This window comes from Microbacterium sp. nov. GSS16 (assembly GCF_028198145.1).
Lineage (GTDB): Bacteria > Actinomycetota > Actinomycetes > Actinomycetales > Microbacteriaceae > Microbacterium.
In genome coordinates this window covers 61956-76339 of record NZ_CP116338.1, presented here as the reverse complement: position 1 = coordinate 76339, position 14384 = coordinate 61956, and the positions used below count along the sequence as shown (strand labels likewise).

Annotated in this window: 13 protein-coding genes; 6 read left to right on the top strand and 7 right to left on the bottom strand. The window is 69.2% G+C overall.

The genetic code is table 11. The features are described from left to right. Positions 1-4: 4 nt before the first annotated feature. From PGB26_RS00375 to PGB26_RS00350, 6 genes are all read right to left on the bottom strand, one after another. Positions 5-808, bottom strand: coding sequence for an HpcH/HpaI aldolase family protein (locus PGB26_RS00375; protein WP_271638334.1), 804 nt, complete (start codon positions 806-808; stop codon positions 5-7). Beyond that, positions 793-1581, bottom strand: coding sequence for a fumarylacetoacetate hydrolase family protein (locus PGB26_RS00370; protein ID WP_271638333.1), 789 nt, complete (start codon positions 1579-1581; stop codon positions 793-795). The genes PGB26_RS00375 and PGB26_RS00370 overlap by 16 nt, the downstream gene beginning before the upstream one ends. Beyond that, positions 1578-2744, bottom strand: a complete 1167-nt coding sequence (gene hpaD / locus PGB26_RS00365) for a 3,4-dihydroxyphenylacetate 2,3-dioxygenase (protein WP_271638332.1) — start codon at positions 2742-2744, stop codon at positions 1578-1580. The genes PGB26_RS00370 and hpaD overlap by 4 nt, the downstream gene beginning before the upstream one ends. Before the next feature lie 66 nt (positions 2745-2810). Beyond that, positions 2811-4331: a 5-carboxymethyl-2-hydroxymuconate semialdehyde dehydrogenase gene (gene hpaE / locus PGB26_RS00360; RefSeq protein ID WP_271638331.1), complete on the bottom strand. Its 1521-nt coding sequence runs from the start codon at positions 4329-4331 to the stop codon at positions 2811-2813. After that, entirely contained in the window at positions 4331-5011 is a 681-nt protein-coding gene (locus PGB26_RS00355) for a GntR family transcriptional regulator (protein WP_271638330.1), read from the bottom strand. The genes hpaE and PGB26_RS00355 overlap by 1 nt, the downstream gene beginning before the upstream one ends. Next, a complete protein-coding gene (locus PGB26_RS00350) occupies positions 5008-6459 on the bottom strand; it encodes a fumarylacetoacetate hydrolase family protein (protein ID WP_271638329.1) in 1452 nt (483 codons plus the stop codon). Before PGB26_RS00350 ends, PGB26_RS00355 begins: the two co-directional genes overlap by 4 nt. A gap of 129 nt (positions 6460-6588) precedes the next feature. Here PGB26_RS00350 and PGB26_RS00345 point away from each other — a divergent pair, with 129 nt between their 5' ends. Then, positions 6589-7992, top strand: coding sequence for an MFS transporter (locus PGB26_RS00345; protein WP_271638328.1), 1404 nt, complete (start codon positions 6589-6591; stop codon positions 7990-7992). Between the two features lie 89 nt (positions 7993-8081). Here PGB26_RS00345 and PGB26_RS00340 read toward each other — a convergent pair whose 3' ends face one another. Further along, on the bottom strand, positions 8082-8771 hold the full coding sequence (locus PGB26_RS00340) for an IclR family transcriptional regulator (RefSeq protein WP_271638327.1): 690 nt from the start codon (positions 8769-8771) through the stop codon (positions 8082-8084). Between the two features lie 105 nt (positions 8772-8876). On the opposite strand from PGB26_RS00340, the gene PGB26_RS00335 reads away from it, so the two are divergent. From PGB26_RS00335 to PGB26_RS00315, 5 genes are all read left to right on the top strand, one after another. Then, complete coding sequence (locus PGB26_RS00335) at positions 8877-10733, top strand: FAD-dependent monooxygenase (protein WP_271638326.1); 1857 nt, start codon at positions 8877-8879, stop codon at positions 10731-10733. Positions 10734-10927: 194 nt separating this feature from the next. Continuing rightward, entirely contained in the window at positions 10928-11881 is a 954-nt protein-coding gene (locus PGB26_RS00330) for an ABC transporter ATP-binding protein (protein ID WP_271638325.1), read from the top strand. Between the two features lies 1 nt (position 11882). Then, positions 11883-12641 carry an ABC transporter permease gene (locus tag PGB26_RS00325; protein WP_271638324.1) on the top strand — a complete coding sequence of 253 codons (759 nt, stop codon included), beginning with the start codon at positions 11883-11885 and terminating at the stop codon, positions 12639-12641. Positions 12642-12650: 9 nt separating this feature from the next. Beyond that, positions 12651-13730: a sensor histidine kinase gene (locus PGB26_RS00320; protein ID WP_271638323.1), complete on the top strand. Its 1080-nt coding sequence runs from the start codon at positions 12651-12653 to the stop codon at positions 13728-13730. A 56-nt stretch (positions 13731-13786) separates the two neighbouring features. Next, on the top strand, positions 13787-14344 hold the full coding sequence (locus tag PGB26_RS00315) for a response regulator transcription factor (RefSeq protein ID WP_271639700.1): 558 nt from the start codon (positions 13787-13789) through the stop codon (positions 14342-14344). Positions 14345-14384: the final 40 nt, after the last annotated feature.

The window sequence follows — 14384 nt, the reverse complement described above, 5'->3', positions numbered from 1 at the left end:
GAGTTCAGTACTGGTCGGTCTCGCCGTTGCCGGATGCCGGGATGAAGCGCGCCGCGAGCGCCTCGGTGCCGCGGGCGAGGATCGTCACGTCGGCGCTCGCGGAGAGGAAGTGCGCTCCCGCGGCGAGGTAGGCGTCGGCGCCGGCGGGGTCGAACGCGTTCACGCCCACCTTCTTGCCGGCAGCGCTCACCGCCTCGAAGACGCGCTGCACGGCGGCGAGCACGTCGGGGTGCGCCTGCTGACCGGGGAGGCCCATCGAGGCCGCGAGGTCGGCGGGGCCGACGAGCACGCCGTCGACGCCGTCGACCGCGGCGATCTCGGCCGCCGCGTCCACGGCATCCGCCGATTCGATCTGCACGAACAGCGAGATCGTCTCCGACGCATTCGGCACGTAGCCCGCCACCCGTCCCCATCGACCGCTGCGCGCGAGACCGGAGCCGACCCCGCGCACGCCCTGCGGCGGATAGCGCACGGCGGCGACCGCCGCCTGCGCCTCCGCGGCCGAGCCGACCATCGGCACGAGCAGGTTCTGCGCGCCGGTGTCGAGCACCTGCTTGATGATCACCGCATCGTTCACCGGCACGCGCACGATGGTGGGCACCCGATACGCGGCGATCACCTGCAGCTGCTGCTGAACCGAGACGACGGTGTTCGGGCCGTGCTCCATGTCGATGAGCAGCCAGTCGATGCCCGAGCCGGCGCAGATCTCGGCGTTCAGGGCCGTGCCGGTGCTCAGCCACATGCCGATCAGGGGTCGATCGGCGGCCGCCAGCGCGTCTCGGAAGGTGGGCTCTAGACGAAGCGGCATGCGATCGTTCCCATCTCGCGGTAGTCGCACAGCACCTCGTCGCCGCGCTCGACCCACATGGGCCGTGTGAACGATCCTGCCAGGATGATCTCGCCCGCCTCGAGTCGCGCGCCGTGCTGGTGGAACTTGTTCGCCAGCCATGCGACGCCGGTGGCCGGATGCCCGAGGACTCCGGCAGCCACGCCGGTCTCCTCGATCTGACCGTTCTTCGACAGCACGCCGGGCACCCAACGCAGGTCGATCTCGTCCGGTCGCATGTGCACGTCGCCGAGCACCATCGCGCCGTAGGCGGCGTTGTCGCTGATCGTGTCGACGATGGTGCGCCCCTCCAGCTCGATGTGCGAGTTGAGCACCTCGAGTGCCGGCACGGCGTAGTCGATCGCCGCGAGGGCATCGTCGAGGGTGCAGTCGGGACCCTCGAGCGGCGTCTTCAGCACGAAGGCCAGCTCGACCTCGATGCGCACGTTCGAGAAGTCGTCGAACCGGATCTCCGCCCCCGAGGAATACACGGTGTCGTCGAACATCACGCCGTAGTCGGGCTCGGTGATCCCCGTCGCCTGCTGCATGGCGCGCGAGGTCAGTCCGATCTTGCGGCCGACCAGGCGGCGCCCGGCAGCGACCTGCGAGTCACGCCAGACGCCCTGGATGGCGTACGAGTCCTCGACCGTGGCATCCGGATACCGGGCGGTGATGCGCGGCATCACGCCATGCGTCCGCTCGGCCTCGGCGAGCTCGGCGGCCAGCGCCGCAATGGTCTCGGCGGGAAGGGTCACAGCTGGTGTCCGAGCTTGTACTCGCCCTGCTTCCACTCGGGCATCGACTTCTCGCCCTCGTCGGGGCGGGTGTACGAGAAGCCGTCCGCTCCGATGGTGACGGCCATCTCGCTGGAGTCGGTGCGCGCTCGCACGGGCTGCGGGTTGCCGTCGAGGTCGAGCACGAGCGACGCGTCGGTGTACCAGCTGGGCACGACGGGGTTGCCCCACCAGTCGCGGCGCTGGTTGTCGTGCACGTCCCAGGTGACGACCGGGTTGTCGGGATCGCCGGTGTAGTAGTCCTGCGTGTAGACCTCGACGCGGTGACCGTCGGGGTCGCGCAGATACAGGTAGAACGCGTTGCTGACGCCGTGCCGGCCCGGGCCCCGCTCGATGGCGTCCGAGCGGCGCAGGGCGCCGAGCTTGTCGCAGATGGCGAGGATGTTGTGCTTCTCGTGCGTCGCGAAGCACACGTGGTGCATGCGCGGTCCGTCGCCGCCGGTCATCGCGGTGTCGTGCACGGTGGGCTTGCGGCGCATCCACGCCGCATACACGGTGCCCTCGGCGTCCTGGATGTCCTCGGTGACGCGGAAGCCCAGGTCCTGCATGTAGCGCACCGCACGCGGCACGTCGGGGGTGACCTGGTTGAAGTGGTCCAGCCGCACCAGCTCGCCGGGGATGTGCAGGTCGTAGCGCCACGACATCCGCTCGACGTGCTCGCTCTGGTGGAAGAACTCGTACGGGAATCCGAGCGGGTCGACCACGCGCACCGAGTCGCCGATGCCCTTGACGAAACCGCCGGCCTCGCGTCGCACGTCGCAACCGAGCTCGGTGTAGAACTCCACCGCGCGGTCGAGGTCGTCGGGGGTGCGCACCCGGTACGAGAACGCGGCGACGGCCGCGACCTCGCCCTTGCGCAGCACGAGGTTGTGGTGGATGAACTCCTCGGTCGAGCGCAGGTAGATGGTGTGCTCGTCCTCCTCGGTGACGTACAGCCCGAGGATGTCGACGTAGAACTCCCGCGACGCGGCGAGGTCGGTGACGACGAGCTCCATGTACGCGCAGCGCAGGATGTCGGGTGGGCTCGCGACGGGCGTCGCGATGGGGTCGTCGGTGCGGATCGGCGCCTCCTGGCTTACGTAGAAGCCGGACGAGGTGAGGGTCTTGCCTTCGTGATCGGTCATGTCAGCGTCCTTGCTTGTCTTGAGGATGGGGTGGTCCCCGGTCGAGTGCCTGAGCCTGTCGACGGGTCAGCGCGGGTCGGGGTCGTCGAGGTCCTGCTTGCCGAAGGCGGGGTTGTGCGGCGCGCCGAGGGTGATGTGCACGCTCTGCTGATCGGTGTAGAAGTCGATCGAGCGGTACCCGCCCTCGTGTCCGAGCCCGGATGCCTTGACGCCACCGAACGGGGTGCGGAGGTCTCGCACGTTGTTCGAGTTCAGCCACACCATGCCGGCCTCCACTGCGCCCGCGAAATTGTGGGCGCGCTTGAGGTCGTTGGTCCAGATGTACGCGGCGAGGCCGTAGCGCGTGTTGTTCGCGAGGGCCAGCGCCTCATCCTCGGTGTCGAATGGCGTGATGGCGACGACGGGACCGAAGATCTCCTCCTGGAAGATGCGGGCATCGGGCGCCACGTCGGCGAAGGCGGTCGGGGCGACGTAGTTGCCCGTGGGGAAGCCCTCCGGGCGGCCGCCGCCGGCGATCAGACGTCCCTCGGTCTTGCCGATCTCGACGTAGCTCATGACCTTGTCGTAGTGCTCGGGGTGCACCAGAGCGCCGACCTCGGTGGCGGGGTCGTGGGGGTGGCCGACCTTGACCCGCTTTGCGATCGCGGCGAAGCGCTCGACGAACTCGTCGTAGATGCCACGCTGCACGAGGATGCGGCTGCCGGCCGTGCAGCGCTCGCCGTTGAGCGAGAAGACGCCGAACACACAGGCATCCACCGCGGTGTCGAGATCGGCGTCGTCGAAGACGACGGCCGGGCTCTTGCCGCCCAGCTCCATCGACAGCCCCTTCAGGAAGGGGGCTGCGTTGCCGAAGATGATCTGGCCGGTGCGGCTCTCGCCGGTGAACGAGATCAGGGGCACGTCGGGATGCTTGACCAGGGCATCTCCGGCGTCTTCACCCAGGCCGTTGACGAGGTTGAAGACGCCCTGCGGCAGTCCCGCCTCTTCGAAGATGCCCGCCCAGAGGGACGCGGAGAGTGGGGTGAACTCGGCGGGCTTGAGCACGACGGTGTTGCCGGTGGCCAGCGCCGGGCCGAGCTTCCACGACTCGAGCATGAACGGGGTGTTCCACGGCGTGATCAGGCCCGCGACGCCGATCGGCTTGCGGTTGACGTAGTTCATCTGCTTGCCGGGCACCTTGAACGCGTCGTCGGCCTGCGCGACGATCAGGTCGGCGAAGAATCGGAAGTTCTCGGCGGCGCGACGCGCCTGGCCCAGCGCCTGGGTGATCGGCAGACCCGAGTCGAAGGACTCGAGTTCGGCGAGGCGCGCGTCGCGCGACTCGACGATGTCGGCGATGCGGTGCAGCACGCGCGAGCGCTCGCGCGGCAGCATGCGCGGCCAGGGGCCCTCGGTGAAGGCGCGTCGGGCGGCCGCGACGGCACGGTCGATGTCGGCCTTCTTGCCGGCGGCGGCGTGCACGTACGTCTCGTTGGTGACGGGGTTGAGCACCGCGAAGGTGTCGCCGTCGATCGAGTCCGTGAACTCGCCGTCGATGTAGTGCTGGATCTTCGAGGGGAGGTCGGCGGGGGTGTAGACGTCGGTCATCATCGTCCTTCTTCGCTGATGTGGGAGTGCCGGGCAGCCAGGAATGCGTCCCGGGTGCGCCAGCGGTGGTTTCGTGCGGACAGCTCGATCTCGAGCGGCTCGGCGCCGTCGCGGATCAGCTGGAGGATCTGCTCGTGCTCTTCGACGGAGTGCCGGGCCCTGCCCGGCACGTAGGCGAAGGTGGAGTCCCGGATGCCCGAGAGCCGACCCCACCCGCGGTGCACGAGGTCGAGGATGTGCGGGTTCGGGCAGGGCTCGAACAGCACCGAGTGGAATTGCTGGTTCAGCTGCGTGAAGCGGTGGGCGTCGAAGTGATCGAGCAGCTCGCGCATCTGCTCGTTGATCTGCTCGGCTCGGACGAGCGCCTCCTCGTCGAGCAGGGGAGCGGACAACGCGGTCGCCGAGCCCTCGACCAGGCCGAGGGTCTGCATGGTGTGCGCGTACTCGTCCTCGTCGATCAGCGACACGTGCGCGCCCACATTGCGCTCGAAGGTGACGAAGCCCTCGGCCTCTAGGCGGCGGATCGCCTCGCGCACCGGCACGACGCTCATCTGCAGCTCGCGGGCGATGGCACCGAGCACGAGGCGGTAGCCGGGGCCGTAGGCATGCGAGGCGATTCGCGAGCGAAGCCAGGTGTAGGCCTGCTCGGACTTGCTGCCCTCGCGCACGAGCGTGGTCATCGGCTTGCCTCGTACTTCGCGCGCCAGTCGGCGTTCATCGGGAACAGCCCGTCGACCGGGTTGCCCGCGGCGACCTGCTCGGCGATCCAGGCATCCTCGTCCTCCTGCGCGAGAGCCGCATCGGCGACCTCTTCCGCGAGGTGCGCGGGGATGACGATCACGCCGTCGCCGTCGCCGACGATGACGTCGCCGGGCTGCACGGTCGCCCCGCCGCAGCCGATCGTGACGTCGAACTCCCAGGGCACGTGCTTGCGGCCGAGCACCGACGGGTGCGCGCCCTTCGAGAACACCGGCAGCCCGATCTCGGCGACCGCGTCGAAGTCGCGCACGCCGCCATCGGTGACCACGCCGGCGGCACCGCGGGTGCGGGCACGCAGCGCGAGGATGTCGCCGAGGGTGCCGGTGGTCTCGTCGCCGCGGGCCTCGATCACGATGATCTCGCCCTCGCCGACCGCGTCGAAGGCGCGCTTCTGGGCGTTGTACCCACCGCCATGGCTCTTGAAGAGGTCTTCGCGGGCCGGCACGAAGCGCAGGGTCTTGGCGGTGCCGACGATCTTGGCGCCTGGCAGGTTGGCGGAGAGGCCGTCGATGAAGCAGGAGTGCAGGCCGCGCTTGCGCAGCTGACTCGACAGCCCCGCGGTGGGCGCGGCTTCGAGCTTCGCCCGCAGCTCGGCGGACAGCCCAGAGGGCGTCTGCTCGATGGTGGGCAGACCGGCGAGCTCTCGCGAGCCCCAGGCCTCTGCCCGCTGCAGGTCGTCGACGGCCGGCATCGAGCCGAGCGCCGGGTCGAACTCGACGTCGCCCTGAGTGACCGTGGTGCGCAGGCGGCCCGATGAGGGGGCGCCGGGGGCATCCGGGGCATCCACCTCGATCTCGACCACGTCACCGGGCACGATCACGCTGGAACCCGCGGGCGTACCGGTGAGGATGATGTCGCCCGGCTCGAGCGTGAAGTGCTGCGAGAGGTCGGCGACGAGCTGGGGGAGCGGGAAGAGCAGGCCGGCGGTGGTGTCGTCCTGCGCGAGCTCGCCGTTCACCCAGGTGCGTACGCGAAGAGCTGCGGGGTCGACGGCCGCGGCGTCGATGAGCTCGGGGCCGACCGGCGTGTAACCGTCGCCACCCTTGGAGCGAACGTTGGACCCCTTGTCGTTGGCACGCAGGTCGTACAGGCCCAGGTCGTTCGACGCGGTGACGGATGCCACGTGCGACCACGCCTCGTCGACCGAGACGCGGCGGGCCGCGGTGCCGATGATGAGCGCGATCTCGCCCTCGAAGGCGAGCAGCTCCGTGCCGGCGGGGCGCTCGACGACGCCGTCGGTGCCGGCGAGCGAGCTGGCGGGCTTGAAGAAGTAGGAGGGGGCGGCGGGACGGCGGCCGCGCTGGTCGGAGCGCGAGACGTAGTTGAGGTGGATCGCGATGATCTTGCCGGGGCGTGCGAGCTCGGCCATGGGGCGCCTCCTTGCATCGTGCACGGGATGACTCGGTGGTCTTGTGCGTCGTATTCGAAATCGTATATGATCCTCAGGCGGGTGGCAAGCATCCGATCACCACCCCGACAGAGTCGTCAAAGGAGCATCATGAGCGAGCAGTCACGCCGTTCTCGGGCATCTCGTCCACCCGAGGGATTCACCCCCACCGGCACGATCGCCAATGCGGCCGATCGTCGCCGCGTCGTCTTCGCCACGGTGGTCGGCACCACCGTCGAGTGGTACGACTTCTTCATCTATGCGACCGCGGTCGGGCTCGTCTTCGGGCAGCTCTTCTTCGCCCCGCTGGGTGCCAACAGCATCCTGATCGGCTTCGCGACCGTGGGGATCAGCTTCCTGTTCCGTCCGCTCGGGGCCTTCCTGGCCGGGCACTTCGGCGACAAGGTCGGCCGCAAGGTGGTGCTGATGTGGACGCTCATCCTGATGGGTGCGGCGACGGCGCTGATCGGCATGCTGCCGACCTACGAGGCGATCGGCGTGGCCGCGCCGCTGCTGCTGGTGCTGCTGCGCATCCTGCAGGGCCTGTCGGCGGGAGGTGAGTGGGGCGGTGCGGTGCTGATGGCTGTCGAGCACGCACCCAAGACCAAGCGCGGCATCTTCGGCGCCTCGCCGCAGATCGGCGTGCCGCTCGGCCTGCTGCTGGCCTCGGGCGTGATGGCGATCATGACCGCGATCGCCCCCGGTGAGCAGTTCCTCGCATGGGGCTGGCGAGTTCCGTTCCTGCTCAGCATCGTGCTGATCCTGATCGGCTACTACGTGCGACGCAACGTCGAGGAGAGCCCCGTGTTCGCCGAGCTCGCGGAGCGCAAGGAAGAGGCGCGGATGCCGATCGTGCAGCTGTTCCGCAAGCACCTGCTGCTCGTGATCGTCGCCGCGCTCGTCTTCGCCGGCAACAACGCGGTCGGATACATGACCACCGGCGGCTACATCCAGAACTACGCCACGAACCCCGACGGCCCGCTCGCCCTCGAGCGCGGACCGGTGCTGTGGGCCGTCACCGGCTCGGCGGTCACTTGGCTGCTCTCGACGCTCCTGGCCGGATTCGTCAGCGACAAGCTGGGCCGTCGCACCACCTACGTCATCGGGTGGGTGCTGCAGCTGGGTGGCGTGTTCGCGCTGTTCCCACTGGTCAACACCGGCGACATCGGCCTGATGTTCACGGGCCTCGCGATCCTCACCCTCGGGCTCGGCTTCACCTACGGCCCGCAGGCGGCGCTGTACACCGAGCTGTTCCCGGCCAGCATCCGCTTCTCGGGGGTGTCGATCTCGTACGCGATCGGCGCGATCGCCGGCGGTGCGTTCGCCCCGACCATCGCGACCGCGCTGGTGCAGGCGACCGGCACGACCATGTCGGTCACGTGGTACCTCGCGGGCATGACCGTGATCGGACTCATCGCGACGCTGCTGCTGCGCGACCGCAGCGGCATCCCGCTCGGGCCCGACCACGAGGCCGAGCAGGCGGTGAGCCCGATCCACGGGCTCGCCCGCGCCTGAGCCTCCGCGTCTGAAGCTCTTACAGGTCGGAGGGATGGTTCGTACCGGATCATCCCTCCGACCTGCGTCAGTCTTGGCGGCCTGTGCGATCAGCCGTCGAGGGCGGCCCGGATGACGTCTGCGGAGCGCGTCAGCCGTGCGGCGATCTCGGTATCTGCGAAGCGGGATGCCACGTGCACCACGGCGAGGGCGGCGGGGCGTGCGCCACGCAGCGGCAGCGGCACGGCGATCGACTTGAGGTTCGGGATCACCTCGTCGTGGCTGAGCGCGTAGCCGCGCTCGCGCACGGCCTCGACCTCGGCGCGCAGCGCCGCATCGACCGCTGGCCACTCGGCATCGCGCAGCTGAGCGAGGATCGCCTTGCCCGGTGCTCCCACCGTGACCGGATGCCTGGTGCCGGGCCGCTGGGCGACATTGGCCACCGCGTGGCGCGGCTCGACGCTGGTCAGGGTGATGACCTCGACGCCGTCGAGAACGGCGAGGAAGGCGGTGTGGCCGAGCTCGTTCGCCACCGCGGTCAGCTCGGGCAGTGCCTCGGCATGCAGATCGTGCGCGACCCCGGCGGCGAGGGCGGCCATGCGCGGGCCCAGGGCCATGCGTCCGGACGCATCGCGGATGACGAGGCGGTGATCCTCGAGCGTGCGCAGCAGGCGGTAGGCGATCGAGCGGTGCACGTCGAGTCGGGTGGCGACCTCGTCTATCGACAGCGGGCCGTCGGCGAGGACTTCGAGGATGCGGATGCCGCGGCTGAGCGTCTGCGAAGCGGGCGCTGGGGTCATCGTCGGCTCCAGTTCTGTTGTGGCGTCGTGCGCCTTCGTATACGATCTGTTCAATAGTAGAACGTTGTGTTCCAATATAGAACACGCCGGAAGGAATCGACGACGATGCAGTTCCACCACCATGGCTATGTGTCCCACGACCCGCGGGTCCTTCCCGCGGAGGGCCTGGGCATCGACCGGCCAGACGCGCTGCCCGATGAGGTGGACGTGCTCATCGTCGGCTCGGGACCTGCGGGCATGCTGCTCGCCGCCCAGATGTCGCAGTATCCGAACGTGAACACGCGCATCATCGAGAAGCGCGACGGTCGTCTCGTGCTCGGCCAGGCCGACGGCATCCAGCCGCGCAGCGTCGAGACCTTCCAGGCGTTCGGCTTCGCCGAGCGCATCGTCGCAGAGGCCTACAACATCGGCTGGATGAACTTCTGGGGCCCCGACCCCGAGAACCCGCAGAACATCATCCGCACGGCGCGCACCGCCGACTACGCCTATGACATCTGCGAGTTCCCGCACCTCATCGTCAACCAGGCCCGGGTGCTCGACTACTTCGCCGAGGCGGCCGCCGACGGCCCCGGTCGCATCGTGCCCGACTATGGCGTCGCCTTCCTCGGCCTCACCGTGCACGACGAGGGGGAGCATCCGGTCGAGGTGCAGATCGACGACAAGGGCGTCGAGCGCACCATCCGCGCCAAGTACGTCGTCGGCTGCGACGGCGCGCGCAGCGGCGTGCGCAAGGCGATCGGGCGCACGCACGTCGGCAACGCTTCCGCGCACGCATGGGGCGTAATGGACGTGCTGGTGAACACCGACTTCCCCGACTGGCGCACCAAGTGCGCGATCAACGCCGAGGCGGGCAACATCCTGCACATCCCGCGCGAGGGCGGCTACCTCAGCCGCATGTACATCGACCTCGGCGCGGTCGCCGCCGACGACGACCACCGCGTGCGTCAGACACCGATCGAGGAGATCATCCGCAAGGCGAACGAGATCCTGCATCCGTACTCCATCGACGTCAAGGACATCGCCTGGCACAGCGTGTACGAGGTCGGCCACCGGGTCACCGACGGCTTCGACGACGTCATCGACGGCTCGGGTCGCACTCCGCGCGTCTTCCTCACCGGAGACGCCTGCCACACGCACAGCGCCAAGGCCGGCCAGGGCATGAACGTCTCGATGCAAGACGGCTTCAACCTCGGGTGGAAGCTCGGCTCGGTGCTCACCGGGCGCAGCCCTGAGACACTGCTGGCCACCTACGGTGCCGAGCGCAAGCCGGTCGCGCAGCAGCTGATCGACTTCGACCGCGAGTGGTCGAGCCTGATGGCGCGCAAGCCCGAAGAGATCTCCGACCCGCAGGAGCTGGCGACCTTCTATCTCGGCACCGCCGAGTTCCCCTCCGGCTTCATGACCCAGTACACCTCGTCGATGATCACCGGCACCGACGCGCACCAGTCGCTCGCGGCCGGCTTCCCGCTCGGCAAGCGCTTCAAGTCGGCCGAGGTCACCCGCGTCTGCGACGGCAACGTCATCCACCTCGGTCACCACGCCAAGGCCGACGGGCGCTGGCGCGTCTATGCCTTCGGTGATGCCTCGGGGGAGCGGCTCAACGACTGGGCGGGTGCGGCGGCGCCGGTCTTCGCCCGGTTCACCCCGGCGGATGCCGATGTCGACGCCGTCTTCGATGTGAAGGCGGTCTATCAGGGGTCTTACGAGGATGTCGAGGTCACGACGGTGCCGGCGCTGTTCGCCCCGAAGACCGGACCGCTTGGCCTCACCGACTGGGAGAAGGTCTACGCCGCCGCGCCCAGCAAGTGGAACGAGACGGACATCTTCGAGGCGCGGGAGCTTTCGCGGGACGGGGTCGTGATCGTCGTGCGCCCCGACCAGTACGTCGCCGCGATCCTCCCCCTCGACGCGGTCGACGAGCTCGCCGCGTTCTTCGAGGGAGCGCTGCTCCCGGCATCCTGAATCCCCGCCCTCCGCGCGAAACGCAGGACTTCACACGAGACGTAGGAGCCGATCTCGAATCGGCTCCTGCGTTTTGCGCGTTCTCCTGTGATCCGCGCGGGGTCGGATGCCCCATTCAGCACGTGACAGGTGTCACGCGGAAGGCGTGACAGTGCACTCCTGCTCGCGGGACCGCGCGCCGTGAGAGTGGATGCATGACCACTCTCACCGTCTCGGCAGAACCGCCGGTGACCATCACCGAGCGTTCGCCCGCCATCGTCCTCGAGGGAGTGCGCCGCCACTACGGCGCGAGCGACCGCCGCGTCGACGCCGTCGCCGGCCTCGACCTCACTGTGCACCGCGGCGAGATCGTGGCGCTTCTCGGCCCGAACGGAGCGGGCAAGACCACGACGCTCGACATGCTCCTCGGTCTGACGCCTGCCAGCGAAGGGCGCGTGTCCGTCTTCGGTCAGGCGCCGGCGCAAGCGACAGCCTCCGGGCGCATCGCCGCCGTCCTGCAGACCGGAGGGCTTCTCTCCGACCTGTCGGTGCGTGAGACAGTCGAGGTCATCGCTTCGCTGCACAGCCGGGAGGCGCTCCGCAGAGTGCCGGAGACGCTCGAGCGCGCCGACCTGCTCAGACTCGCACGCCGGCGCGTAGCGAAGTGCTCAGGGGGAGAGCAGCAGCGCGTCAAGTTCGCACTGGCGCTGGTGGCCGACCCCGACATCCTCGTGCTCGACGAGCCCACCGCTGGGATGGACGTCACCGCCCGCCGCCGGTTCTGGGAGGTCATGCGGGCGGATGCCGACGCCGGCCGCACCATCGTCTTCGCCACGCACTATCTCGAGGAGGCCGAGCAGTTCGCCCGACGCACCGTCGTCATGAACCGCGGTCGAATCGTCGCCGACGCTCCGACCGACCGGCTGCGTGCCAGCCTCGGCGCACGCACGCTCTCCGCAACGCTGCCCGCCGAGGGCGCGCGCGAGCTCCTCGCCGTCCTCGATGCTCGTCCCGGCGTCACCGATCTGCGCGTGGACGCCGGCCGGGTGAGCCTTCGCGCAGCCGACTCGGATGTCGTGGCATCCGCTCTTCTCGCCTCAGGGGCACATGATCTCGAAATCGTCGCGCCGACCCTCGAAACCGCTTTCACCACCCTGACGGAGAGCTGACATGACCACCATCTCGCCCACCATGCTGCGCGTCGAGGCGCTGCGTCAGCTGCGCAACCCCTACACCCTCGCTTTCACGCTGGCGATGCCGGTCGCGATGTACCTGCTCTTCGGAGCAGGCGGCGACGTCGGCCACCTCTCCGCAGGACACGGCAACGTGTCGTTCTACATCATGGTCTCGATGGCCGCCTACGGCACCGCGGTCGCGATGAGCTCGCTCTCGTCCCTCGCAGCAGCCGAGGCCAAGCAGGGCTGGGGCCGCCAGCTCGCGATGACGCCGCTCGGCACCGCCGGATACGCGCTCACGAAGCTCATCAATGCGCTCACCTTCGCCGTGCTCGCCCTGGTCGCCGTGTTCATCGCCGGGTTCGCCACCGGAGCGCAGGCCGACGACATGTGGCGGTGGGCGGCCGCAGCGACGATCATCCTCGGAGCAGGGCTGATGTTCGGCCTGTACGGGCTCGGGGTCGGGCTGTTCTTCAACAGCGATTCCGCTGCGGCGCTGGCATCGATCTCGATGACCTTCTTCGGGTTCCTGGGCAACGTGTTCATGCCGCTCGACGGCATCATGCTCGAGATCGCCCGCTTCACGCCCATGTACGGCTTCGCTGCCCTGGCACGCTGGCCGCTCACCGACGGCACTCTCACCACCGGCCAGAGCGATCCGCTGTGGGCGCTCCTGCTGAACATGGGCGCATGGACGGCGTTCTTCGTCCTGCTCGTGGTGGCCGGCGCCAAGCGCTCGCGCGCGCGCCGATAAGGTCGAACGGTGACCACGCACGCGGTGAAGAACCCCTGGGAGCGCTTCGGGTGGTTGATGGCAGTCGTCTGGCTGGTCTTCCTGATCTACCCGGTCATGGCCCTGCTGCGCTCGCGGGCCGAGGCGCACTGGATGGTGATCGGCTGGACTGCCATCACCGCGTTCGCCGTGCTGTACGTCATCGGATTCATTCGCGGGATGGCCGACGGCAACGCAGTGGGAGACCCTCCGCGGAAGGGTCAGTGGATCATCTTCGCCGCGCTCATCGCATGCGCGGTGGTGTCGGTGCCTGCCGAGGGTGGCTCGGCCCTGAGCTTCCTGCCGTTCATCATGTCGTTCGCCTCCTACGGTCTCACCCGACCCTGGCATTGGATCACCACGATCACCTCCCTGGCCGTCACCGCCGCGACCGTGCTGTTCGCCCCGGAGGGGCGTAGCTATGCCTCGGTACTCGCCATCATCGCCATGGTCGGTGTCGTCAACACCGTCTCCACGTGGCTCATCATCCGCTCGGCGCAGGCCGAGGCGCTGGGACGCGAGCTGGCGACCAGCGAGGGCAGGGAGGCGGTGGCGCGGGACGTGCACGACCTCGTCGGACACTCGCTCACCGTCGTGCGACTCAAGGCGCAGCTCGCGCGACGGCTCATGGACTCCGACCCAGAACGGGCCAAGGAGGAGCTGGCGGCCATCGAAGAGCTCACGGCCGAGGCCATCGCAGGCGTGCGGTCGACCGTCGCCGGTGCCCGCGTCGCAGCGCTCGCGGAGCAGCTGGCCGCGAGCCGTGAAGCGCTGCAGGCGGCCGATATCGACGTGCGCGTCAGCGGTGAGCCCGATGCGCTGTCTCCCTCGCAGGCGCTCACCTCGGGGTGGATCCTGCGCGAGGCGACCACCAACGTGCTCCGGCACGCTCGCGCGAGCATCGTGAGCGTGAGCATCGCGCCGGGGCGGTTCGAGGTGCATGACGACGGCGTCGGCTCGGGCGGCAGGGAGGGCAACGGCGTGCGGGGGATGCGCGAGCGCGCCGCAGCGGCCGGAGCCGCCTTCTCCGTGCGCTCCGACGCCGGCACGCACGTCGAGGTGACCTGGTGAGCGCCGACGCGATCCGTCTGCTTCTGGTGGACGACCAGGCGCTGATCCGCGGCGCCATGGCGGCGCTACTGGAGCTCGAAGGTGACATGACCGTTCTCGGCACCGGGGCCGACGGCACGGACGCCGTGCGTCTCGCCGCCGAACTGCGACCGGACGTCTGCCTGATGGACATCCAGATGCCGGGGATGGACGGGATCGAGGCAACGCGCGCCGTACGCGCAGCCTGCCCCGGCACGCGCGTGCTGATCGTGACGACGTTCGCCCGCCCGGGGTACCTGCGGTCGGCGCTGGACGCCGGTGCTGCCGGGTTCGTCGCGAAGGATGCCCCGGCCGAGCAGCTCGCGGACGCGGTGCGTCGCGTGCACGCAGGACTGCGGGTCCTCGATCCCTCTCTCGCAGAGCAGAGCTTGTTCGAGGGCGCGAACCCCCTCAGCGAGCGAGAGCGCCAGGTGCTGCGTCTGGCGGCGGATGGCCGGACAGCAGGGCGCATCGCCGAGGAGGTATTCCTGTCCCCGGGCACCGTGCGCAATGTGCTCTCCTCGGCGATCGGGAAGACCGGCGCGGCCAATCGCGCGCAGGCTGTGCGCTCGGCCCAGGACAAGGGCTGGATCTGATTCCCGAACGCAGGACTTCGCACGAAACGCAGGAGCCCAT

Bases quoted from the DNA above. Each gene is read 5' to 3' on its own strand.
- PGB26_RS00315 (WP_271639700.1), top strand. From the start codon at position 13,787: ATGGCGGCGCTACTGGAGCTCGAAGGTGACATGACCGTTCTCGGCACC.
- PGB26_RS00330 (WP_271638325.1), top strand. From the start codon at position 10,928: ATGACCACTCTCACCGTCTCGGCAGAACCGCCGGTGACCATCACCGAG.
- hpaE (WP_271638331.1), bottom strand. From the start codon at position 4,331: ATGACCGACGTCTACACCCCCGCCGACCTCCCCTCGAAGATCCAGCAC.
- PGB26_RS00335 (WP_271638326.1), top strand. From the start codon at position 8,877: ATGCAGTTCCACCACCATGGCTATGTGTCCCACGACCCGCGGGTCCTT.
- PGB26_RS00355 (WP_271638330.1), bottom strand. From the start codon at position 5,011: ATGACCACGCTCGTGCGCGAGGGCAGCAAGTCCGAGCAGGCCTACACC.
- PGB26_RS00340 (WP_271638327.1), bottom strand. From the start codon at position 8,771: ATGACCCCAGCGCCCGCTTCGCAGACGCTCAGCCGCGGCATCCGCATC.
- PGB26_RS00345 (WP_271638328.1), top strand. From the start codon at position 6,589: ATGAGCGAGCAGTCACGCCGTTCTCGGGCATCTCGTCCACCCGAGGGA.
- PGB26_RS00375 (WP_271638334.1), bottom strand. From the start codon at position 808: ATGCCGCTTCGTCTAGAGCCCACCTTCCGAGACGCGCTGGCGGCCGCC.
- hpaD (WP_271638332.1), bottom strand. From the start codon at position 2,744: ATGACCGATCACGAAGGCAAGACCCTCACCTCGTCCGGCTTCTACGTA.
- PGB26_RS00325 (WP_271638324.1), top strand. From the start codon at position 11,883: ATGACCACCATCTCGCCCACCATGCTGCGCGTCGAGGCGCTGCGTCAG.
- PGB26_RS00350 (WP_271638329.1), bottom strand. From the start codon at position 6,459: ATGGCCGAGCTCGCACGCCCCGGCAAGATCATCGCGATCCACCTCAAC.